The organism is Streptomyces sp. NBC_00490, assembly GCF_036013645.1.
GTDB lineage: Bacteria > Actinomycetota > Actinomycetes > Streptomycetales > Streptomycetaceae > Streptomyces > Streptomyces canus_F.
The window spans coordinates 10,535,415-10,557,770 of the sequence record NZ_CP107869.1 but is presented as its reverse complement, the minus strand read 5'-3'; the positions used below and the strand labels follow the sequence as shown (position 1 = coordinate 10,557,770).

21 protein-coding genes and 2 pseudogenes are annotated in these 22,356 nt (G+C 69.8%); 7 read left to right on the top strand and 16 right to left on the bottom strand.

Going from position 1 to position 22,356, the window contains the following annotated elements; all coding sequences use genetic code 11:
- Positions 1-89: 89 nt before the first annotated feature.
- The gene (locus OG381_RS48360) at positions 90-1,478 is read left to right on the top strand and encodes a pentapeptide repeat-containing protein (RefSeq protein ID WP_327722344.1); all 1,389 of its coding nucleotides are present in this window, start codon (positions 90-92) and stop codon (positions 1,476-1,478) included.
- A 32-nt stretch (positions 1,479-1,510) separates the two neighbouring features.
- Here OG381_RS48360 and OG381_RS48355 read toward each other — a convergent pair whose 3' ends face one another.
- Positions 1,511-2,212: a DUF6292 family protein gene (locus OG381_RS48355; RefSeq protein ID WP_327722343.1), complete on the bottom strand. Its 702-nt coding sequence runs from the start codon at positions 2,210-2,212 to the stop codon at positions 1,511-1,513.
- Between the two features lie 36 nt (positions 2,213-2,248).
- Positions 2,249-2,848, bottom strand: a complete 600-nt coding sequence (locus tag OG381_RS48350; protein WP_327722342.1) for a DinB/UmuC family translesion DNA polymerase — start codon at positions 2,846-2,848, stop codon at positions 2,249-2,251.
- A gap of 105 nt (positions 2,849-2,953) precedes the next feature.
- Between OG381_RS48350 and OG381_RS48345 the strand changes: the two genes are divergently transcribed.
- A complete protein-coding gene (locus OG381_RS48345) occupies positions 2,954-3,781 on the top strand; it encodes a class I SAM-dependent methyltransferase (protein ID WP_327722341.1) in 828 nt (275 codons plus the stop codon).
- Between the two features lie 21 nt (positions 3,782-3,802).
- Here OG381_RS48345 and OG381_RS48340 read toward each other — a convergent pair whose 3' ends face one another.
- From OG381_RS48340 to OG381_RS48330, 3 genes are all read right to left on the bottom strand, one after another.
- Positions 3,803-6,145, bottom strand: a complete 2,343-nt coding sequence (locus tag OG381_RS48340) for a site-specific integrase (protein ID WP_327722340.1) — start codon at positions 6,143-6,145, stop codon at positions 3,803-3,805.
- Between the two features lie 116 nt (positions 6,146-6,261).
- Positions 6,262-7,551 (bottom strand): tyrosine-type recombinase/integrase, encoded by a 1,290-nt coding sequence (locus tag OG381_RS48335; RefSeq protein ID WP_327722339.1) that lies wholly within the window; start codon positions 7,549-7,551, stop codon positions 6,262-6,264.
- Positions 7,552-7,560: 9 nt separating this feature from the next.
- On the bottom strand, positions 7,561-7,836 hold the full coding sequence (locus tag OG381_RS48330; RefSeq protein WP_327722338.1) for a hypothetical protein: 276 nt from the start codon (positions 7,834-7,836) through the stop codon (positions 7,561-7,563).
- Between OG381_RS48330 and OG381_RS48325 the strand changes: the two genes are divergently transcribed.
- On the top strand, positions 7,768-8,292 hold the full coding sequence (locus OG381_RS48325) for a DinB/UmuC family translesion DNA polymerase (protein ID WP_327722764.1): 525 nt from the start codon (positions 7,768-7,770) through the stop codon (positions 8,290-8,292). The genes OG381_RS48330 and OG381_RS48325 overlap by 69 nt on opposite strands.
- 227 nt (positions 8,293-8,519) lie before the next feature.
- Here the strand turns inward: OG381_RS48325 and OG381_RS48320 are convergent, their stop codons facing one another.
- Positions 8,520-8,879, bottom strand: coding sequence for a hypothetical protein (locus OG381_RS48320; protein ID WP_327722337.1), 360 nt, complete (start codon positions 8,877-8,879; stop codon positions 8,520-8,522).
- 483 nt (positions 8,880-9,362) lie between these two features.
- Positions 9,363-9,716: a hypothetical protein gene (locus OG381_RS48315; protein ID WP_327722336.1), complete on the bottom strand. Its 354-nt coding sequence runs from the start codon at positions 9,714-9,716 to the stop codon at positions 9,363-9,365.
- A gap of 236 nt (positions 9,717-9,952) precedes the next feature.
- Between OG381_RS48315 and OG381_RS49840 the strand changes: the two are divergent.
- Positions 9,953-10,102: pseudogene (locus OG381_RS49840) on the top strand (DUF6207 family protein); the annotation flags it as partial.
- Between the two features lie 227 nt (positions 10,103-10,329).
- Here OG381_RS49840 and OG381_RS48310 read toward each other — a convergent pair.
- From OG381_RS48310 to OG381_RS48270, 9 genes and pseudogenes are all read right to left on the bottom strand, one after another.
- A complete protein-coding gene (locus OG381_RS48310) occupies positions 10,330-11,073 on the bottom strand; it encodes an SOS response-associated peptidase (protein WP_327722335.1) in 744 nt (247 codons plus the stop codon).
- A gap of 49 nt (positions 11,074-11,122) precedes the next feature.
- Positions 11,123-11,293, bottom strand: a pseudogene (locus OG381_RS48305) (LexA family protein); the annotation flags it as partial.
- A gap of 2 nt (positions 11,294-11,295) precedes the next feature.
- Positions 11,296-11,772, bottom strand: a complete 477-nt coding sequence (locus OG381_RS48300; RefSeq protein ID WP_327722334.1) for an NUDIX hydrolase — start codon at positions 11,770-11,772, stop codon at positions 11,296-11,298.
- 30 nt (positions 11,773-11,802) lie between these two features.
- On the bottom strand, positions 11,803-13,422 hold the full coding sequence (locus OG381_RS48295) for a carbamoyltransferase family protein (protein ID WP_327722333.1): 1,620 nt from the start codon (positions 13,420-13,422) through the stop codon (positions 11,803-11,805).
- The gene (locus OG381_RS48290; protein WP_327722332.1) at positions 13,422-14,288 is read right to left on the bottom strand and encodes a hypothetical protein; all 867 of its coding nucleotides are present in this window, start codon (positions 14,286-14,288) and stop codon (positions 13,422-13,424) included. Before OG381_RS48290 ends, OG381_RS48295 begins: the two co-directional genes overlap by 1 nt.
- A gap of 2 nt (positions 14,289-14,290) precedes the next feature.
- Entirely contained in the window at positions 14,291-15,328 is a 1,038-nt protein-coding gene (locus tag OG381_RS48285) for a Gfo/Idh/MocA family protein (protein ID WP_327722331.1), read from the bottom strand.
- Positions 15,325-16,230, bottom strand: coding sequence for a sugar phosphate isomerase/epimerase family protein (locus tag OG381_RS48280; protein WP_327722330.1), 906 nt, complete (start codon positions 16,228-16,230; stop codon positions 15,325-15,327). The genes OG381_RS48285 and OG381_RS48280 overlap by 4 nt, the downstream gene beginning before the upstream one ends.
- Positions 16,227-17,471 carry a methionine adenosyltransferase gene (locus OG381_RS48275; RefSeq protein WP_327722329.1) on the bottom strand — a complete coding sequence of 415 codons (1,245 nt, stop codon included), beginning with the start codon at positions 17,469-17,471 and terminating at the stop codon, positions 16,227-16,229. Before OG381_RS48275 ends, OG381_RS48280 begins: the two co-directional genes overlap by 4 nt.
- Positions 17,462-18,451 carry a glycosyltransferase gene (locus OG381_RS48270; RefSeq protein ID WP_327722328.1) on the bottom strand — a complete coding sequence of 330 codons (990 nt, stop codon included), beginning with the start codon at positions 18,449-18,451 and terminating at the stop codon, positions 17,462-17,464. Before OG381_RS48270 ends, OG381_RS48275 begins: the two co-directional genes overlap by 10 nt.
- A gap of 186 nt (positions 18,452-18,637) precedes the next feature.
- On the opposite strand from OG381_RS48270, the gene OG381_RS48265 reads away from it, so the two are divergent.
- The 3 genes from OG381_RS48265 (at position 18,638) to OG381_RS48255 (ending at position 22,355) form a co-directional block, all read left to right on the top strand.
- Entirely contained in the window at positions 18,638-20,017 is a 1,380-nt protein-coding gene (locus OG381_RS48265) for a transcriptional regulator (protein WP_327722327.1), read from the top strand.
- A gap of 366 nt (positions 20,018-20,383) precedes the next feature.
- The gene (locus tag OG381_RS48260; protein WP_327722326.1) at positions 20,384-21,208 is read left to right on the top strand and encodes a hypothetical protein; all 825 of its coding nucleotides are present in this window, start codon (positions 20,384-20,386) and stop codon (positions 21,206-21,208) included.
- Between the two features lie 256 nt (positions 21,209-21,464).
- The gene (locus OG381_RS48255; RefSeq protein WP_327722325.1) at positions 21,465-22,355 is read left to right on the top strand and encodes an antibiotic ABC transporter ATP-binding protein; all 891 of its coding nucleotides are present in this window, start codon (positions 21,465-21,467) and stop codon (positions 22,353-22,355) included.
- Position 22,356 lies beyond the last annotated feature (1 nt).

Here is a 22,356-nt window from a genome sequence, read left to right as displayed (position 1 = left end):
CAATGGTCCTGCGGTGTATGAGTCCGAACTCGCCCCGACGCCAGGAACGGCGCGGCTTACGCCTGTGGCCCGTCGGTATCGTCCTCGCCTTGACCTTCGTCACCGCGATCGCCATCGCCGCGGGGGTGTTCTTCGCCGGGTGGGATTTGCTCGGGGCGCAGGGCCTCAAGCCCCAGCGTCAGCTCACCTCGCAGACTCTTTTCGACTTGGTCAAGCTGTCCTTCGGGGTGGTCGCCGGCGCCGGTGCGCTGGTCGCGCTGGTCGTGGCCTATCGGCGCCAGCGGGTCGACGAGGACGGCGCCCTGCGAGACGCCACCCGCCTGCACACCGAACGCTTCACCACGGCCGTCTCGCAACTCGGTGAGGAATCCGCCGCAGTACGCCTGGGCGGTGTGCACGCCCTGGCCGGCCTCGCCGACGACGCTCCCACCCGCGACCTGCGCCAAACCTGCATCGACGTGCTGTGCGCCTACCTCCGCCTGCCGTACGAGTACGTTCCCGAGGCTGGCCAACCGTCAGACGATGTGTCTGCCCGGCACGCCTACATGGCGATGCGCGAGGTGCGGCACACCACTATCCGCCTCATCCGCGACCACCTCCGCCTCCCGCCCGAACACCCCCACTCCTGGCGCGGCCACGACTTGGACTTCACTGGCGCTGTCTTCGACGGCGGGGACTTCTCCGGCGCGCACTTCTCCGGCGGCACGGTCGACTTCTCCGGCGCGCACTTCTCCGGCGGCAACGTCGACTTCTCCGACGCGCACTTCTCCGGCAGCATCGTCGACTTCAACAGCGCGCACTTCTCCGGCAGCACCATCGACTTCAGACTGTCGCGATTCTCCGGCGGCATCGTCGCCTTCAACTACGTGATGTTCACCGGCGGCATCGTCTACTTCTCCGACGCGCACTTCTCCGGCGGCATAGTCCTCTTCACCGGCGCGGAGTTCTCCGGCGGCACGGTCGTCTTCATCGGCGCGCACTTCTCCGGCACGCGCTTCACCGGCACGCACATCTCCGGCACACACATCTCCAGCGGCACCGTCCGCTTCGATCAGGCGTTGTTCTCCGGCAGCACGGTCCTCTTCACCGGTGCGTACTTCTTCGGCAGCATCGTCGACTTCAAAGGCGCGCACTTCTCCGGCAGCACCATCGACTTCAATCGGGCGCAGCTCTCTGGCGGCACCGTCCACTTCACCGACACCAACTTCTCCGGCGGCACCGTCCACTTCACCGACACCAACTTCTCCGGCAGCACCATCGACTTCATGGCCGCGCACTTCTCCGGCAGCACCGTCGACTTCGCCGGCGCACTGTTCAACGCCGGCATAGTCGACTTCGCCGAGATGCAGCTCTCGGGCGGCACCGTCGACTTCTCTACTGCGGACGGTGTCAAGCCATCTGGCTTGGTGCCTCAGGATGGGCAGCCCCCACCGACGGGACTGCACTTGCCTCCGCGCTGGTATCGGCCTACCTCCTGACGGCACGATGCACAGCCGGGGTGCGCAAGCCACTACGTGCCGCCCTCCCCGGGACCTTCGCCGCTCAGGTTCACCGCATCCGGCCGGACCGTCGCCCGCGACAGATCAGGGAGTAAGCGGCCCGCCAGGACATCCTGACTGCATCCGTACGCGGCCTGCACGGCCGCGACCGCCTCCTCGTACGTGTCGGTGCGCGTGTCGATCGTCAATTGCACACCCTCCTCTCCCCCCGTGTGCGGCCCGGCCCCGAGTCCGCTCCCGCCGTCCTGGGTGCCAAGCGGGGCGAGTCCGAGAACCAAGCGGCGGAAGTCGCGGCCGGCGGCACGTACGTCTTCTGCACCGTCCCACTCAGTGCGGTACGCCACGTCAGGCAGCTGGCGGAAGCACACCAAATGCTCAGCGACCTCGGCAATGTCCTGCGGTCTCGGGAACACGGTGCGGAACGGGGCGACGGTGTAGTGGAGGACGTCCTGGGAGTTGATTCCGGTCAGGGCGTAGAACCAGCCCAGGCGTTCCTTCCAGTGGAGGCGGATTCCGCGTTGGCCGTGGGTGCGGCTCATGTCCCAGGTGAGCCACATGTAGGTGGTGAATCCGCGCTCCCGGGTGGTGGCGTCGGCCCGCACGGACCCCGGTGGGATGCCTCGTGCGGTCAGGGCGTCGTCGACGGCCCGCACATATGGCCAGTGCGGCAGGCCTTGAGGGCTGCCCTGCCATCCGGGTGGCTCAAGCAGCACGGACCTCACCTCCATGGAGAGCGGGAGTGGTTGGGGTCATGAGGCGCGGCGGTAGACGGCGGCCGGGCCGATGACGCGGGGGCCGAACTTGTCCCGGATCTCATCGACGGCGGCTTCGGCCACGAGGCGGGTTTCGCGGGCGTCGTCGAGGCTGATCTGCTCTGCGGTCTGGTCGGCGCCGGTGAGGTCCTCGCCCTTGAGGATGAGGCCGGTCAGGCGGCCGCGCTGCAGGCCGGCGGCGTCCATCAACTGGTAGGCCAGGGTGCGCAGGTCGTCGTCGTGCGCGGACGGCTCCACCAGACGCCTCGTCTTCTCCCAGCGTCCTCCCCCGGCGAAGGTGAGGGTGAGGGTGACCGCGCGGGCCACCTGGGCGCGGCCGCGCAGCAGTGTGCCGAGCCGGACCACCAGGTCGAGCAGGGCAGCGCGGACGGCGCCGCCGTCCAGGACGTGCCGGTCGAAAGAACAGCGGACGGTGGCAGCGGCGGGCAGGGTGCGGGGGATGACGGGGCGGGGGTCGATGCCGCGGGCGCGGTCGGCGGCGATCCGGCCGGCGCGGCCACCCAGCAGCCGGTGCACCGTGGCGGGCGGGACCGCGGCGAGCAGGCCGACACAGTGGATGCCGTAGTCGCGCAGCACGGCCGCCTGGCGGGGTTCTCTGAACTACCGTCGACAGCGTGTCAGTCAGTGGCTGCTGGTAAACGAGTGGCGTCTTCGTGGGTAAGCCTCATAGCTTGTGCGCTCGTGACCGATGATCCGAAGATGCCCCCGAATCCCCACGACCTCGGCCGAGTGTTCAACGAGGTCCCGGAGCTCTACGACCGGGTTCGGCCGGGATACCCCGACGAACTGTTTGCGGACCTTGTCGCCGTCACCGGCTTGGACGAAGGATCGTCGGTGCTGGAGGTGGGCTGCGGTACTGGTCAGGCGACGCGTTCGCTGGCAACGCTCGGATGCTCAGTGACCGCCGTCGAGCCGGGCGCAGACATGGCTGCACTCGCTCGCCACCGGATCAGCTCCTTCCGTAACGTCGCAGTCGAGACGTCGACGTTCGAGGAGTGGGACGACCGCGGCCGACGCTTCGATGTTCTCGTGGCTGCGCAGTCGTGGCACTGGGTCGACCCGTCGATCGGCTGGCAGCGAGCGCACGACGTGCTCTATCCCGGGGGCTGGATGGCGCTGCTCGGCCACGTCGTTGTCCGCCGGCCGGGAGAGCCGGAGGTGTACGCCGAGACCGCCGATCTCTGCGAGCGGTTCTGCCCCGGGAACCCCGACTGGGGTCATCCTCCGCTGGAGGACGACGTGCGCACCACCGACGAGGGCTGGGGCCTGGTCGACGATCCCGGCGGTTTGTTCGGCCCAACGATCGTGCGCTGGTACCCAACCGTTCAATGGTTCAACGGGGACGGCTTTGCCGATCACCTTCGCTCGTTGTCGATATACAGGAGGCTCGACCGCGACGTCCGTGAGCCCCTGCTCGACGCCATCGCCGAGCGCATTCGCACGCGAATGGGCGACCGCGCGTCACGCCGTTATCTGAGCGTCCTGCGTGTCGGACAGCGTGCCAAGTGAGGCCAATGCCCCTTCTCCGCACTACGAGATGCGGCCCGCGATCTGTGGGAAGGCCGGCATCCCGAGATCAATCGCCGTGCTGCGGCGGGCGGCCTCGGCGTCGATCTGGGCGAGCTTGTCGCGGGCGCCGGCCAGGCTGACCTGGAGGCCCTCGATCTCGCCGAGCCAGCCTTCGCGTTCGGCCTCGGCGATCCGGGCCTGCAGGTTGTCGCTGATCTCCGCCAGCCGTGGCCGCTGGGCGGGGTCCGGCCGCAGGAGCGCGCACCGGACGCACGCGTGCTCGTGGATGCAAGACGTGCCGAAGGCGCGGGCGCAGATGCCGACGGACAGCTTGCGGCGTTCGAAGTGGCCCAGGAAGGCGTCCCACTCCGCGCTGGTGGGAGTGCGGTACTCCTCGGCGGGGCGCTGGCCCCGGCGGCGGGCGAGGAAGGCGCGGTGCGCCTCGATGGCCTCGGCGGGGTAGGCGGCCTTGTAGCCCATGGTGGTGGTGATGGTCTTGTGGCCGCAGATCACCTGGGCGATGTGCGGGGGCAGGCCGGAGAGAATGGCGTCGGTGACGAAGATCCTTCGGAAGTCGTGCGGCTGGTAGTTCAGCGGATCGCCGGCCGCGTCGGTGAGCCCGGAGGCGGCGAGCGTCTCACCGAGGGCCTTGCGGATGGTCTGGGCGGAGACGGGCCGGTTCTGTCCGGCGCTGCGCCACTGGAAGAGCAGGGGCAGGGGCGGGTTCCACCGACGTTCGCCCTGGTCGTAGGCGGCGACGAGCGAGACCGCGCCGTTGGCGTCGCGTACGCGGGTGACCATGGCGGACAGGACATCGGCGAGTTCCGGGCTGACCAGCAGCAGGCGCTCTTCATCGGTCTTGGAGGGAGCGATCTGCAGCAAAGGCACCACTTCGCTGGTGGTGGGCAGGGTGTACTGGACGATGCTGTGGTGGCTGATCTCCAGCATCTCCTCGATGCGGGCGCCGGTGTGGCGGAAGAACTCGATCGCCGCCCACACCCAGAACGCCCGGTTCTCGTCCGCCACCAGGTAACGGCGCCGCCCGCTCACGTCGGTGGCCAGGGTCGGTTCCAGTCCGGACTTGCTGGCCCGGGGTTTGGTGAAGGTCTCTCCCCCGACCGTGAACCGGGCTCCCAGCGGGGCATCCCGAAACGCCGCCAGGCGTTCCTGCGCCTGACGCAGGAGGAGTTCGGCGGTGCGCAGCACGAAGGGCAGGGTGGGCATGCGCTCGCGGGTGCGCTGGTCGGCGCGGGCCTTCACTCGCCGGTTGTGCTTGCGGGGAGTGATGTCGGAGTCCCTGACCGGGCAGGGTGCCACCCACGGGCCCCAGCGTGCGGGCTCGTCCGCAGCCCAGGTGGCGAGGTCGAGGTAGAAGGCGCGTACGGCCGTGAGCAGGGTGCCGGGGTTGAGGCGGGGTGCGGTGCTCTCCACGATCTGGCCGTCCGCAGCCCGGCGGCGGACGGTCTTGGTGCGGATGCGCTCCTTCCAGGCCGCGGCCGTCTCCGGGCTCAGGCGCAGGGAGTCGATACCCGGGTGATGGTGTTCCAGGTCGGCCCAGAACCGAGCCACCAGTGTCCGGGAGAGATCCTCGAAGGTGTTGTAATCCAGTGCGGGACGTCGCTCGTTGAGATATTCGACGAACAGATCGCGTACCGGCCGGCACTGAACGTGGTAGCGGTCCACCAGTTCCTCGGCGCTGGACTGGCCCGCGTACGTCGACACCGACCGAAGCGTCGCGGGCGCGTCCGGGGGGAAGTTTCCCAGGTCCTTCAAGAGCGTGTAGAACAGCGTCCGCGAGGTCCGGGCCTTGCGCAGGACGCTGACCTCGATGTGGCGCAACTGCAGGCAGTCGCCGGTCGTGATGTCCCGCACGCCACCACCTTTGCCGATCACCATCAACGCGATCTGGTAGGCGGCCTTGCGCCACACCGGGGTGTCCCAGAGGGTCCCGGCCGCTGTCTTGAGCGCGGCGAAGCCGTCCGGATCGCGCCGCTGGGCCACGATGTCGGTCACGAACGGCGACCAGCGGGTGGCCAACCACTCCAGCCGGGGCCGGTAGATGTCCGCGACCGCCAGGAACACGCTGCCGCACTGGATCTCGTTGCGCACCGTGCGCCTGCTCACCCCGCACTGGGCGGTGATCTCGTCCGCGACACGGTCGGCCCACGCACGCTCAAGGGCGTCCGAGCCGGAGGCCACCCACCGTTCCTGCCAGCTGTCCCCCTCGAAGGACTCCAGCCAGCGCAGCACCCGGCGCACCCCGCGCATCCGGTGCCCGGAGGTCTTGTCCGAGTCACTGAACGTCACCTGCACCAGCCGCTCGCAGGTCGCATCGAACGTCTCGGCACTGTGCTCCCAGGACACGGGCACATCCCTTGGAGGGAAGGCCGCCGTCAAAAGCCGGTGGCTGCCGCCCATCAACGACACCGTGCCAGGACGCGCCGGAGCCGGACTGCTGACTGCGGGCGGGTGCGGCGTGCTCACATCGGCCGCCGGAACAGGACGTCGAGACTGGCCGGGTTGTACCCGGAAGCTGGAGGCGCCGGAGGCGACAGACGGCGCTCGGCCTGCCGGGCATGATGCGCGCGCACCTCGTGCAGGATCTCCTCGAGCCCGGCCGCGAGATAGATCTGCGTCGTGGACAGGTGCGCATGGCCGAGAACCCACTGCACGTGAGTGAGCGGGAGCTGCGGGTCACGCGCCATCCGGTATGCCGCCGTGTGCCGCACGTCGTGCAGTGACCAGTTCGACCCCAGCAGCGCGTTGACCCGCAGCAACATCGCTCTTGCCGCGTGGTAGGTCAGCGGACGCCACTTCCGGCGCAGTGTCCACCACAGCGGCAGCCGCGGCCCCCGGGGAACACCCCGCTCCCACGCCTCCTGCTGGTACAGCCGCAGCCACACGAACGCATCCGGCGCCGCCGGGAGCTCCTGGTACTCCCGCGAGCCCTTACGGATGACGCCGATCAACTGCTGCCCCGGATCGGTATCTTCCTGGCGGCACGTCAGCAGTTCGTCGGCCCGGGCCCCGGTCGACACCCACGCCGCCAGCAGCGCCCTGTCCCGGTTGTATCTCAACGCCGCGAACAACGCGTCGAACAAGGCATCAGGGATGCGGCGCGGGATCCTGTTCGGCACCCGCGGCCGGTAACGGCCCTGCCGCTCGTGCGAGAACGCCTCCATCGGATTGTGATGGGCATGAGCCCTGCCGCCCCGCCTGGAACGGTCCAGGGGAAACGGGTTCAGCAGCGGCCCGGTTCCCTCCTCACAATGGAAGTCGTAGAAGGTGCGCAACACCGTCTCGCAGTGCGCACGGGTCGACGCCGAGTACTTCAACCCCGGTGCAGGCTTGCCAGTCACCGGGTTCGGCGAACCGGGCGCCGGAATCACTCGCAGCTCAGGGAGTGCAACCGTCTCACCCGCGGCTTCCTTCGCACGGTGACGCCAGTGCATCCGGACCGGCTTGTCCGCCACCTGCATCCACCGCACGAAGTCCCGCGCCTCAACCCGTGTCGCCCGCTCCCAGACCACGCCGAACGCCCACAGGAACCGGAACCAGCGCAGCAGATCATTACCGTACGAGCGGAGCGTCGCCTCCGGCTTGCCCGCCGCCTGGAGCTCCGAGAACCACAGGGCCACCGGCGTCACCACAGCACCCGCCTGATCCAGGAGTCGGTAGGGCTCGTACCGGTTGCCGGTCTCTTCCAGCCGCCCCGAATCGGGTAACACAAACCCTGTCAGATCCCTAGGAACTACCGGCCCGTTGAACATGCCGGGAAGCTAGCAAAAGCAGACGCTGATCTGGGGAAATTTTCCCCGTAGTTCAGTCAACAGGGGACCGCGACGCTGCTGGGCGAGTACGGCCTGCACACCGTCGGCGACGTCGCCGACATCCCTCAGCACACCCTGCAGCGCCTCCTTGGTGCCCGCGCGGGCCGCGCCCTCCACAAGCGCGCCCACGGCCGCGACACCCAGGTCGTCGACCCCATCCCGGCCCCGGCGAGCCTCAGCACGGAGCATCGCTTTGCCCGGGACGAACTCGATCCGGCCGCCCACCGGCGCGCCCTCCTCGCCCTCGCCGACAACCTCGGCGCCCGCCTCCGCGCCACCGGCCAGATCGCCACTGGCGTGACCTGCACCATCCGCTACGCCGACTTGAGCGCCACCCGCCGCAGCCGCACCCTGCCCGAAGCCACCCAGCACACCCTCCTCCTGGCCCGGACCGCGTACACGGTGTACGACTCCCTCGGCCTCCAGCGCGCCCGGGTCCGCAGCATCACGCTGCGCGCCGATGCGCTCCGGCCCGCCGCCCGGGCCACCCGGCAACTCACCCTCGACGCAGGCGACGACAAACCCCTCGCACTCGAAGCCGTCGCCGACCGTGCCCGTGCCCGCTACGGGCACCAGGTGATCTACCCGGCCGCCCTCGCCGTCAGCTCACCTCCTCTGTCAGCCCGGCAGCGGGACCGCGGCGGTCGTACAGAGGACGTGCACGGCCGTCGTGCGACATGAGCGCGACATAGGTAGGCGATGGGGGGCACCCCCTTGCCGAGGAGCGCCGATGATTCGGGACGGATATCGGGACCTGCGCGTTCCTGACGACAGCGGACGGCCGGCACGCGAGGAAGTCGCTCGGCTGATCTACGTTTTCGACGCGATCGCGGACGAGCGCCGCACCCGCGCGAACTGCCTCCAGGTCGCCGACCACGTCCTCGAAGTCCTCACCCGGCGCGGTCTCCTCAGGGCAGAGGCAGCTGACCGAGCGGCCGACCGTGGTTGGCCTGTGCCTCCAGCAGAGCGGCCACGTCCGGCCCCCTCGTGCAGACGGGGCCTTCCCAGCCCTCTGGAACGGGCGCAGGTTCAGGACGCACCCGGGTGCCATGGGCGCTGGCGGCGTCGAGGAGAGCCTGTAGCACGTTCAGTCCCTCCAGATCGAGGGCGCCAAGGCGCGCCTGCCACGTCTTCGAGGTGTCGTCGAACGATGCGATCGTGCGGAGCCGGTTCAGCTGCGCTTTCCATTGCGGATCGGCGGCTGGTGCCGCCCAGATGGTGACCTGTAACACCCATGCTTGGTCAGGGAAGTTCGGCGAACTGGTCATGACCTGACGGTAGATGCTGCCACTGACAGAGCCCCGGTCGGGTGAACCCGCGCTTGGCGCAGAACCTCCGCCGTGCCGAGCCCGTACTGACAGACGCGGATCCGATCACGGCGTGTCCGCTAGCCTTTCCGTATACCTGCGCCAAGCAGTCCTGAGAGGGACTTATGGGCGTTCGCACTGCGAGATCGGCAAGCCGTCCGAGACGGGTGATCCGTGGGAGCCGTACCGGCTGCTGGCCGGAACGCGTAGGCGGAACGCGAGGGCTGGCTCGGCGAAGTCGAAGGGCTCAACATTAGTCTCGTCGCGGCCGAGGAGAAGATTGCCCAGCTGGGCGTGAGACAAGCACGCAAGAACTCCGCCGTCCTTCGGGAATCCCTACATTCGACCAGATCGTCGCCGGCACAAGCGAAGTAAAGAGCCTCTGACCTCTGGCGGCAGCTGACGACCGAACACCAGAAGCCGTTTGACCCGGTCTATTTCCGGCTACCAAGGGTCATACTCCCTGAGCAGCATGAGTAGACCGGCACCGGCCCTCTGGGCGTCCGTGACGCCGGTAGCAGGGTCCGGGTTGTCAGTATCGTCGGTCACTCTGCCGACTGCGGACTCGGATTTGTCGTAGACCGTCGTCCCGCTAATCCTGCCGACAGGCTTATAGTACGAGGTCACCACGGTGCCATCGTCATTCACTTTCCCTATAGACCAGTCGCGCTTCTTCGCTGTATATACGACCCCTCTCCAGTCGACGTGACCCAAGGTCCTGCCGCTACTGTCTGACACAACTCCCGAGGATGAATAGTTCCCTATTGCATTGTCGCGCGCGTCTATAATTCTCCCCATGAGGTGGCACCCCCAAAGTTGGAAGAGGGAGTCGTTGGGTGCTATTGACCTTGCATCTGGCGTTACCAGCGAGGCTGGGATGCTTAACCGCCTGACCGTCAGAGTTGACTGACGTGAATATATTGCGCCCTATATTTGACGGGCTATTCCGGTTGTTAAAGGTGCCGCGAGAGCTGGAATGCTAGCGCACTTCGGGGAATGTGTGCGCAAGAGTTCTACGATTATTCTCCGACGACATGCAGTGTCCCGCAAACCCGCTGGAGGTCGACGGGCACTCAGCGACTCTCGCCAAGTTCAGAGAAGTGGCAGGTCTCGACGATGCCACCGTTCTCGCCTTCCACGCGGCGATCGCCTGCATCTGGGCAACGCCCGCCGAGCCCACCGCCCGGGTGCCGGACAGCCAGGTGTGCGGCTGCGGATGTATGCCGACCTGCGCCAGGTGTCCGACGCGCGCTTCTCACCGGAGCGGGCGACGGCACAGAGTGAGGCTGGCTCCGTCGCTACGGGGGAAAGCGACGGAGCCAGCCTGCGTCCACCGTGCCACACCCGCCTCCAGCGCGCTCGCTATCTGCGTGAACTCGCCTGCACCGCGGCGCGCAAGGGCCGGCAGGTGTCACGCGGGGTGTTCGTCGAGGAGTTGGGGCCCGTTGTTGCGGACGTTGTTGACGGCGGTGGAGACGGGCCGGGCCTGCAGGTGGCCTTCGGCCGGCTGGTCGAGCAGCGCCCGCAGCCCGTCAGGGTCCTGGTGGGTGGGGTCTAGCCAGGCGTCGTAGTGGTCGGGGGTGAGGGCGAGCGGCATACGGGGGTGGACACGGCCGGCCGCGTCGGTGGCTTCGGTGGTGATGATGGTGCAGGTCATCAGCCAGGCGGCCGGGTCGTCGTCCTGCTGGACGGCCGGGTCGCGCCAGTACTCGTATAGACCGGCCAGGGCCATCACTTGCCCGTCCTGGGGGTGGATGAAGTAGGGCTGCTTGCGGGGCTTGCCGGTGGCCGGGTCCTTGATCTGTTCCCACTCGTAGAAGCCGTCGGCGGGCAAAAGGCAGCGGCGCCGGGCGAAGGCGCGGCGGTAGGCGGGCTTCTCCTGCACCGTCTCCACCCGCGCGTTGATCATCCGTGCGCCCGCCTTCACGTCCATCGCCCACGACGGCACCAGGCCCCAGCGCAGCGGCCGCAACTCCCGCTGCACCTTGTCGCTGTCCTCTTCGCCGCGGGGCGAGCGCTCCAGGACCGCCCACACGTCGTTGGTCGGGGCGACGTTCCAGTTCGGCGCGAGCGTCTCCTTCGCCGGGACGTCGGGCACCTGGAAGAGCGGGGCCAGTTCCTGCGGGCTGCGAGTGGATGCGTATCGACCACACATACCGCCACTCTCGCACTCCCGCAGCGCTGGGCAACCGTGCGGCGCGGGGCTACAACACGCGCAGGACGCCGACGACTTTACCGAGGATGCGATCGTCGCCGGGGATAGGCTCGAAGGACGGGTTGCGCGGCATCAGCCACACCCTTCCGTCCTGCCGCCTCAACACCTTCCCTGTGGCCGAGTCGTCCAGGAGCGCGGCGAGGATGTCGCCGTGGTCGGAGCTCATCCGTTCAGGACGACGGGGCGCAGGGGTGCACCGTTTTCGAGGACGCCGGTGACCAGGTCGGCGAGACCGAGCGGATAGACCGTCTCGGTCGTGGCGCGCAGTTCGGCGAGGGTCCACCAGCGGTGCTCGCGGATGTTGTCGGGCTGTGTGGCGCCAGCCGGGTCGACGTCGGCCGCGGAGATGCGGGTGAGGAAGTACTTCTCCAACTGGCGGACCTCGCGTCCGCCGACCAGGTGATCCTTGCTGCGCTCCGCGAGCTGTGCGCCCAGCTCGACCGCCTTGTCGGCGACACCTAGTTCTTCGCGCAGCTCACGGAGTGTTGCCGTGGCGTGGTCCTCTCCGTCTTCCAGGGAGCCGCCGGGCGTGGCCCAGAAGCCGCCGTTCTCGTCGTAGCGCAGCAGCATGACGCGGTCGTCAGCGTCGAGGACGATGGCGCGGGCGGCTTCCCTCAGCGGCGGAGTGGAGGTCGTCATGTCCTCCAGTGTGGCAGCCCTCAAACGGGGTCAGGACCGCTCGACCAGGTATTCGCCAATGCACGCCGCGTCCAGGTCGCATGCCTGGAATGTGGCGAGCGCGTGGGCGGGAGTCTCGACGATGGGCTCGCGGTCGTTATAGCTGGTGTTCAGGACGACGGGCACTCCGGTGAGCTGGGAGAAGTGCTCGATCAGCGCACCGTAGGCGGGTGCGACGGCAGGATCGACGGTCTGCACGCGCGCGGTTCCGTCGACGTGCACGACTCCGGCGATCTTGTCGGCGTGGTCGGGGCGGACCGGCGGGGCGAGCAGCATGAACGGGCTGGGCACGTCCAGGTCGAACCATGTGCTCGCGTGGTCGGCGAGGACGGCCGGCGCGAATGGCCTGAACGGCTCCCGGTGCTTGATCCTCTCGTTGAGGGCGTCGGAGCTGTCGCGGGTTCGGGGATCAGCGAGGATGCTGCGCGCGCCCAGCGCGCGGGGCCCGAGCTCGCTGCCGCCCTGGAACCAGCCGATGATCTTCCCGTCGGCGATCATCTGGGCGGCCGTACGGGCGATGTCGCTCTCGCGCCGCCAGGTGAAGGGCGTCCGGCGGCGTTCGACCAGACCGGAGCGGGGATCGCGGTGCAGGGCCTGTTCAATCTCCTCACTGCTGTAGTCGCGGCCGAAGTAGTCGCTGTGCAGGGGACGTTGGGGGAGGTCGCCGGTGAGACGGTGCCAGGCGTAGAGCGCGCAGCCGAGGGCCTGGCCGCGGTCGGATGCGGCGGGCGGGGCGAAATACCCTCCGACCCCGGGCAGGCGACGGATCTTGTCGGCTGCGACGCAGTTGAGGGCGACCCCACCCGCGAAGCACAAGTCGGGCAGGCCGGTCGCAGCGATCGTCTGCGTGGCGAGCGCGCACAGGGCGCGCTCGGTCTGGTCCTGTACGTAGGCGGCCGCGCTGGCAGCGAGGTCGTCTTGGCCGAGGCTGCCGTACGGACCGAAGTCGAAGCCGGTGCGCCTGGCGAGGTCGGCGACTCCGGGAGCGTGGGTGCGGGTGAGCCGTCCGTGGACCTGGGTGTCGACGACGTCGAACAGCGGGGCGAGGTAGAGGCCCGGATCGCCGTACGAGGCGAGCGCCATGGTCTTGCCGGCTTCCTGCTCGTGCCAGCCGAAGTGGTTGGTGAAGGCCTCGTACGTCGCGCCGATCCCGCCCGCCCGGGGCCTGGCGGGCGGATTGCCGCCCAGACGCTCGATCCCGTCGGGGGTGGCGGCGTAGTAGGTCTCGGTGTCGTTGTTGTTGCCGCCGCCGTCGACGACCAGCACGGTCGCCTCCTCGTACGGGCTGAGGCAGTAGGCGGTGTAGGCGTGGCTGAGGTGGTGGTCGACCGGGAGGATCCGTGCGCGGTCGATACCGAGGTGGGCCAGGCCGGTTTCGGTCCGGGTGGGTGGGGTGCGTCCGATGCCGCTGACGGCGACCAGGTCGACGTCGGCGAGGGTGAGACCGGCCGCGCGCAGGCAGTACAGGAGGGAGGCCTCGAAGCCGGGGCTGTAGCGGGTGCGGTTGAGGCGTTCCTCGCCGATCGCGACCATCACGGTGTCGGTGATCAGGGCGGCGCCGCCGTCGTGACCGAGGTTGATGCCGACGACGCAGGGGGCGGTGCGGCTCATCAGGCGGCCCTCCTGCCGGAGGCGGCGAGCGGGTTCCACAGCCGGGTGTGTCCGGCCTCATCGCGGTGCAGGGCGCCGAGCTGGCAGAGCTGGACGGTGCCGCCGCGGTGGGCGATCGCCGGGGTGAAGGGGTGGCCGAGGGCTTCCAGTCCGCCGAGCTGGGTGTAGGCGTGGGCGAACTGCTCGTCCAGCGGCGGCCGCGGGGCGGGGACGGTTTGGGAGGTGAGTCGCCGCGCGGTCTGGTCGAGTCCTGAATCCGCGAGGACGCCGGCAACCTGGGCGAGAACCGCTGCCGGTGTGGCGCCGTCGGTGTTGATGATCGCGGGTGGGGTCGGGCACAGCGTGGGGGCGATCTCGGTGTAGAAGGTGTGCAGCCGCTCCAGCAAGCCTTCGTCGAACCACTGCTTCCACCTGGGCAGTTCGGCGACCTTCCCGCGGCGGGTCAGGCTCTGGTCGGGGCTGACCAGCAGGATCGCGGTGAGGACCGCTGCGGGGAGTTCGGGAGCGATGCGGCGGGCGTAGAAGTCACGCGCGACCGTGTAGGGCAGGGAGTCCTCGGCGTGGGTGGCGTAGCAGTAGGCCAGGGCGCCGAGGTGGTTGCGGTCGGCGATGAGCAGGCGGGTTGCCTCGTCGGTGACCAGGCGGCGCATGGCGCGGGCCTTGTCGAGTTCGTGCCGCAGGAACCACAGGGTGTGTCCGGCCGGGCTGGGGTGCACGGGCGCGGCAAGTCCGGTGGCGAGGCGGGCGTTGGGCTCGGTGATCCACATCGCGTCGTCGCCGAGGGCGCACACCATGCGGGCGAGCAGGGACGTCTTGCCCGCTCCGGGCGGGCCGTCCAGAACCAGTACGGGAGCGTCGTGGGCCACGATCAGGCGTCCTTCCGTGTGCGGGCGTGGGGGCGGGCGAGGCCTGCCAGGGCGAGGGCGAGGTCCTCCACGCGTAGCGCGAGGTCGGCGCTGGTCGGCAGGTCGGCGGGGTGCTGCCCGCACAGGCGGGCGTCGACGGCCGCCCACATGGCGGCGAACGGGTCGCTGAAGCCGCTGGTGGTGCCGTCGGTGGTGGTGAGCTGGGTGGTGGCGGCCGGCTCGTAGGGGCGGGCGAAGTCGATGGTGGCGGCCGCGTCTGCGTCGGCGAGGTGGATCTGCTCGCGGAAGACCCCGGCCGGTGTCGCGCCGATGACCAGGGTGAACGGCTCCCCCGCGGGTCCGTGCAGGAGTGCGTGGACGGATTGCCCGGCCGGATCGAGGGTGCACGTGGTGGCGGTGGTGCCGGGGACGGCCAGCACGAGTGCGGTCAGCAGGTGGTAGCCCTGCCACAGCAGAATCTGCAGGGCCCTCACCTGGTGCTCATCGAGGTGGTCGGGGACGGGCTGCGGTGGGTCGTCGGCGAACGTGTACGGCGTGAAGGAGGGCGGGAGCAGGCGGCGGCGCGCGGCTTCGTCGACGCCGTCGGCCTTGACCAGCCATCCGCCGGCGGGTTCGGGCACGCGGGCGAGGGCCGCGTGCAGCGCCGGGTCGTGGGCGCGCATCGCACCGACTTCCAGCAGCAGCCTGGCGTCCCGGGCCCGCTCGGCGAGCTTGCGGGTGCGGACGATGTCCAGGCAGACGGGTTTCTCGGTGACGACGTGGACGCCGGCGTCGAGAGCCTCCTCGATGAGGTCCTCGTGCACGCCGGTGAGGACGACCAGCACGTCGGCATCGGCCAGGAGGTCGCCCACCCGGGTTGCGGTGCGGGGAATGGCGAAGTGCTGCTGTGCGGTGCGGGCCCGTTGGGGGTCGCGGTCGGCTACGGCGATCACGTCGAACGCGGCGGAGGCCTTAAGTAGCGGGAGGTGGAGTCCGAAGGCGGCGGCGCCGCATCCGGCGACCGAGATCCGCCAGGGACGGACGGTGGTGGTGGGGGTCATCGGGATGCCTCCGCGAGGGTGAAGCAGCGGGCGGCCGCGTGGTGGGACAGGCGGACGATCGAGCCTGCGGGCAGCGCCCGCAGTTCAGGGTTGAACAGCTCCACGCTCACCGGCCCGGCGTACCCGGCCTGGTCCAGGGCGTCGGCGAGGACCGGCCAGGCCAGCCCCCCGTCGCCGGGGAACAGGCGGTGGCGGTCGGTGAGTTCGCCGATCGCGTGGTGGGCCGGGGTGTCGGCGATCTGGACGTGCGTGATGCGGTCCGGGCCGAGCATGGTGATGTGGCCGGGGTCGGCGCCGGCGGCCGCCCAGTGGAAGGAGTCCACCAGCACACCCGCGTTGTCTGCGTCGGTCTCGTCCAGCAGTTCGGCGAGCCGGGGCAGGCTGTCGAGGACCGGGTGCGGGCCGTCCAGCTCGGGCGGCAGCCCGGTGTGGATGCTGACGGCCTCGACGGCGAGCCGCACACCGTGCACGCCGGCAGCGGTGGCGAGCTCGCGGATCCGCTTCCGGGCGACGGCCCGCGCCTCGCGGGTGTCCAGCGCGGAGCGGGGGTTGAGGACGGTCGTGGCCACCGTGCAGCCAAGGGCGGCCATGGCCTCCAGCCGGCTGTCCAGGCCGTCCAGGCAGGTGCGGTAGGTGTCCGGGTCGACCAGCAGCGGGGCGGGCAGGACGGGCCCTGCGGGCAGGATGCCGCTCGCGGCCGCCACGCTCACGCCCATCTCCTGCAGCAGCTCCCGTAAGGGGGCGATGCCGTGGGCCTGGGCCTGCTGGATGGAGACCTCGACCGTGGGGAATCCGGCGCCCGCGGCCAGGGCCAGGAACTGCGGGAGCGGGATGCCGGAGAGGGTGGCCGGGTTGAGGCAGGGCGCGAACGGCCCGGCGGCATCCGTGCGGGGCGCGGTCATGCAGTGGCCAGCTTTCCGTCCAGCAACTGCTCGCGCAGCGTGCCCAGGTCCGCCATCACTTCGCCGATCACCCGCCGCACGCCGGCCCTGCCGAGGGGGTGGGGGCCAGAGGTCTGCACGATCGCCTGCCAGGGGTCGGTCAGGTCCCGGCCGGACTGGGAGACGAGCACGACCGCACAGTCCCGCCCGGTCTCCTCGTGCAGGCGGCGGGCTGCCTCGGCGGCTGCCAGGTTGTACAGCTTGCCGACGTGGTAGACGGGGTTCTTGCCGGAGACGCCCTCGGCGGACCAGGGCCTGAGCATGCTGATCAGACCGTTGGCGCGGTTGCCGCGTCCGACGACGCCTTCGTCGCCGGACTCGATCGACGAGCCCGTCGCCGTCAGATACAGCTCCGGGCGGGTGTCGTCGTCGCGGGTGTTGATGGCCACCGTCACGTGGTGCTCGGGTGCGATCGTCGACGCGAGGTGGGTGATCAGGTCGCGGGCCTGGGTTCGGCGGGCGATGTAGGTGTCCAGGTCCGCCGTCTCGCGGGCGATCTGCGGAACGCAGGCCGTCAGCTGCACGCTCGTACCGTGCCGGACGACCATGAGCTTGATGTCGGTGCCGTAGTAGGGGTGTTCGGCGCGGAACGCCTCGCTCGTCAGCTGCTCCTCGACGCCGAGGGCGAGCTGCTCGGCGATGCCCAGCGGCCAGTAGGCGACGCCGGCTGAGGTGTCGTTGGAGAACATGCGGTGGCGTTCGGCGAGGTCGTCCAGGGTGCGCGGGGCGAACCACCGCTGGCGGGAGGCCTCGCGCTGGGCGGCGCCTGCGGCGTGGACGGCGCCGGGGCTGGAGGCCTGCGTCAGCCGCGGCCGCACGTCGACCCACCGCGAGGTGTCGAGCAGCGGTAGCGCGCTCGCGAGATAGTCGCGCGCGGCGGTGGTGACGATGTCGGTGACCGGGATGGTGTGGTCGCCGAGGGCGGCGGTGATGCGCCCGTTGACCAGGACCTGGATGGGTGCGGTGAGCTCGCCGTGGCCGAAGCGCACGTCGGCGGCTCCGCCGAGCAGGGACGTCTTGTCGGTGTTGTGGTGCAGGATCGCGCCGAACTCCTCGAGGCAGTAGCGGCTGTAGGCGCGGGAGATCGCCTCGGCCACGCCGTCGGCGAGGGTGTCGGGATGACCGGCGCCCTTGCGCTCGACGACCTCGACGCCCAACGGGGTGGCGGCGGCAGGCAGGCCGATGGTGGTGATCACGTCCATGCGGGGGACTCCTTTGTCGGGGCGTGCTGGGAGAGGGCGATGGGGCGGCGGCTGAGCAGGCGCAGCCGTCCGCGTTCGAGGTGGTAGGCGCCGATCCGGGCGAGGTCGCGGGCGCCTTCGACGGCGCGGGCACGGTCCAGGAACGTCCACCCGGCGGCGAGGTTGATGACGGCGGCGTGCACCGCGTCGCGGCCGGCCTGGATCGCGGCGGGCTCAACGATCACGCTCAGGTGCATCCGGGCGACGCACACGCCGTGCCCGGCGCCCTGGCGCAGGAAGTACTTGAGGGTGGTCTCCGGGCGGTACACGGGGTGGGAGGCGACGGCGGCCGGCTCGATGAGGGTCTGGTGGCCGGCCTGGCGGGCCCGGTCGATGAACTCCAGGTCCTCGCAGTCGCCCATCCACCGCCCGCGGCGCCCGAGATCGGTACGGAACAGGCCGATGTCGAGAGCGGTCCGGCGGTGGAAGAGGAGGTTGCAGCCGGTGACCCAGTACGGCCACACGGCCGGCTCCCGTCCCTCGGGCCAGTCCACCGCGCCGTGGCACTCGCGCAGCGCCTTCGTCAACGCCGTGGCCTGGCCGCCCGGATAGGTGACATGGGTGCGGCCGCCGACCGCGAACACCTTCTCTTCCTCGATCGCGGTGACGAGAGCCTCAAGCCAGCCGGGTTCGGGGGTGATGTCGGGGTCGGTGATGGCGACGTACTGGCCGCGGGCCGCGCAGATCCCGCGGTTGCGGCCGGCACTCAGACCGGGGGTCGGCTCGTACAGCACCCGCACGGGAAACGGCCAGCCGCCGTCGCGGACCGCGTCCGCAATCGGCCGTACGGGCCCGGGCAGGTCGTTGTCCACCACGATCGCTTCCAACAGCCCTCCCGGCAGCGTCTGCTGGGCCAGGGCGTCCAGCAGGTCCCGTACGTGCCGGGTATTGCCACGGGCGCTCACGACCACGGAGACCAGCGGCGGTTTCGGATCGGACATGGGCACTCCCTCCTCGCTCGGAGATCAGGGGGGTCTGCCGTTCATGTCACCGCCCGCACCCCGCCACCGGGAAGAAAAAGGCTGTTGCGGAGGTGTTGCGGACCGTCCGCCGAAGTTCTGCACGGCACGTGCCCGACTGGCTACTGTGACGGGGCATCAGGGAGTGCGTGTGGAGGGGAACCCACGATGTCCGACCAGCTGTTACCTCATCCGCTGGCCGCTCTGCGCGCCGAACTCGGGCTGACCGGCGAGGGATACCTCGACCGCCTCGACGACGTGCACTGCGCCCTCGGCTACGGCCGGATGGCCAAGAGCCGGCAGAAGGTCTCCCGCTGGGAGAACCGCGTCAACTCCCCCGAGATGCCCGCCCAATACGCCATGGCCCGCCTCCACGGCATCCCCCGCGAGGACGTCACCGAGCTCGGCTGGCCGGATTTCCTGCTGCGCGCCTTCCCCGATGACCGTTCAGTTCTCGACAGCCCCTGGACCCTGGCGGGTACCGTGGCAGCAGTAGCCGCTGCCACCGGGGGAGGCTCCATGCAGGACCGACGGGCATTTCTCATCGCCAGCGGAGCCGCATTGACCGGCCTGGCGACGAGCTGGAGCCTCGCACTCACCGAACCAACCGAAGCCCTACCCGCTGTCTCGGCCGGCACCGCGCCCGCAAACCCCCGCCTCACCCGGGCCCTGCTGGACACCCTGGAGCAGCGCCTGGACGACCTGCGCCGCCTCGACGACGTCCTCGGTGGCGCCCGGCTTCGCCAGACAGCCGTCGCCGAGTACGACCTCCTTGAGGGGCTCGCCCAGCAGACCGGGCAGCACGGGCCGCTCGAACACCGGCTGCTGTCCCTGCTCGCCGAGTCCGCCCGGATGTGCGGCTGGCTCCAGTTCGACTCCGGGCGTCACGCCCGCGCCCAGCGCTTCTACGTCACCTCGCTGCGCGCGTCCGCGAGCGCCGGCGACCCCCAGGTCGGCGCCAACACCCTTGCCTTCATGGCGATCCAGGTCTACTCCGAGGGCAACCCCCAAGACGCCATCTCCCTGGTCCGCACCGCCCAGGACGCCACCGAGCGACGCTCCACCCCGCGCGTGAAGTCGATGCTCCACGCCCGTGCCGCCCGGGCTCTGTCCAAGACCGGCGACCGCACCGGATGCTGGCGGGAGCTGGACGCCGCACGGACCGAATACGCCCGCGGCCCCCACGACGACGACCCTTCCTGGTCGTACTGGCTCAACCCGGGCGAGATCGAGATGCTTGCCGGGTCCTGCGCGCTCGATCTCGACGACTCCCGCCGGGCCCTGACCCACTTCGAGCAGGCGCGCCATGTCCAGTACTCGGCCGACGGATACGCACGCGACCACGTCCTCTACCTCACCCGAACCGCCCGCGCCCATCTCCGGCTGGGTGACCTGGACGCCGCCTGCGCCGCTGCAACGGACGCCTTCACACAGAACGCCACCCTCAACTCCTCCCGTCCGTCGGACGCGCTCGATGACCTGCGAGACGAGTTGGCTCCTCACTGGCACGTCCGTGCTGTCCGGGACTTCCTGCAGCTGAGCGCCTAGGAGATCGTCGCGGGGCTCATCACCGATCAAGAGGCTAACCAGGCCGTCGACGCTGCGGGCCGCTGGCAGCGTCGACGAGGAGACGGCGGTGCAAATCGCGGGGTCGAGAAGGTGTTGGCCAACGTCTAGGGGTCTGCTCGAGATGCGGGTCAAAGGGGCGATGAGCTGACCTTGAAGGTCTGTCCCGGCAGCCGTTGACGGTATGCTGCCGGGGCAGGCGGCCGCGACCGCCGACGCTGAAGAGGTCTTCCGCCACGCAGGAGTCCTCGTTAGTAGGCCAAGCCGTCCTTCGACGCATCGTGCATCCGAATCTGGCTGCCTTCAGGGCGGCGTCCGCGTGGGGTGCGCCGCTATACGGAGTCAGACATGCCTACAAGCCGACCCCAGAAGTCGCGGAAGCGCACGCGTGAGATCCGTGAGCAGAGCCGGGCCACCGGCGCGCGGTACACCGCGGCGCTGCGGGCAAACGACCGTACCCGAGCTGACGGCCAGCAGTGTCACACCCCCACCCGCTTGCTGTTGCCCCTCGTCCAGGACGCCCTGCCCGGCCTGTACGAACTGGCCGACCTGCTCCTGAGGCTCCGAATGGACGTGGTCCTGGACCATGCGGGGGAGCTGATGGGCTACCGAGACAGCGGAGGAGTGCCGATCCCGGGCGCGCCGATCGAGGACGTCGAAGAGGCGTACTACCGGGTGCGCGACGCGCTGCCCCAGGGGACGGAGGAGTTCGCGGACGGGATGGTGGATGAGATCCTCCCGCCCACGCCCAACGTCCTGCTGCTGATCGGACCCGACGGAGGGAACGTGGTGCACCTGACCTCCATTGAGGTGGCCGAAGCGGACCTCGCGCTGCTCGCCAAGTTCACCGCCGCACTCGACCACGCGGCCGGCCCGCGTCCCAGCCCGAAGTTCGAAGCACTCACGGAGGCGCTGGGCGAAATTGGGCGAGTGCCCTACTACCCGTGGATGCCCAAGGGAGATGAGGCCACCGTCGCCAACTGGGTGCGGCAGGCGCTGTCAACGGTCCTGCACTCGCCCTTCGAGGGCCCGGGTGGCGCTGCCGACCGCGAGACGCTGTCCAACGTGCTGCGGTACGCCGCAGGCTGGGAGAGCGTGGAGGTGGACCAGGACGAGGAGGAGGCCGCCGAGCGCGCGTTGGTGAGCATGATGCGCGCGGCAGGGTGGACCTGACGGCCGCCCCAGGCATCGCCCGCTCGGCGTGATCCGGAAATTGGTGGTGCGTCAATCGGTGGATGGCGCGGCATGGGAACCGGCCTTACCCGGCCCGCTGGTCCCACGCTGGCTCTGGGGCGAGGGCTGCCAGCCGGGTCGCGATGTCGCGGCGGCCCGTGCTCGTCGAAGGGCGGTGGACTGTCCATTTGCCTGCAATGGGGTGAACGCATCGTTAGCCTGTGTGGCTCGGGGTTCGCGTTCGGGGGTGGGTGCGATGGCGCGGATTGTGCTTGTCCATGGGATCGGCCAGCAGTACGAGGGGCCGGAGTTGCTGTCATTGCGGCTGGGGACAGCGCTGCGTGACGGCGTGCGCTTGGCCGCTGGGATTCGGTTGGCGCCGGACGATGTCGCGTGTGCATTTTACGGGAACGTGTTCGTCGAGTCGGGTACGCGGTCCGACGAGCTGCCGCCCTGGGATGAGCACGATGTCGAGGAAGGACTGGAAGCGGACCTGCTGGACGCGTGGTGGCAGCAGGCCGCGGCGATCGACGACGAGGTTCCTCCCGCCGACGAGGAGGACACCCGCGGTGCCGTGGCGTTCGGTGCGTCGCGGCTGCTGTTGTCGCAGCGGGTGCGGACGGCCCTGGACGCGTTGTCGGGGGCACGGTTTTTCAAGCCGGTGACGGAGCGCATGCTGATCGGTGAGCTGAAGCAGGTACGCCGCTACCTGGACGAGCCACCCGTCTGGCAGGCGGCGCGCGCCGCGGTAGCGGCGGAGATCAGCGCGGACACCAGGGTGGTGGTGGCGCATTCGCTGGGGTCCGTGGTTGCGTACGAGGCGTTGTGCGAGCATCCGCAGTGGCCGGTGACGGACCTGGTGACGGTGGGCTCGCCGCTGGGCCTGCCAGTGATCTTCCGCCGCCTCAGCCCTCTGCCCGCCCAGGGCCGCGGGGTGTGGCCGGGGAGTGTGATGCGGTGGACGAACATCGCTGATCCCGGCGACATCGTCGCCCTCGTGAACACCCTGGAACCTCACTTCGCGCCCGGGCCTGCCGGAGCAGTGGCCGACCGGACGATCACCAACGGCGTGCAGATGCATGATCTCCAGCGGTATCTGACGGCGCCGAAGACCGCGTCCGCGATCGCCGCTGGCCTGCAGGAGTAGC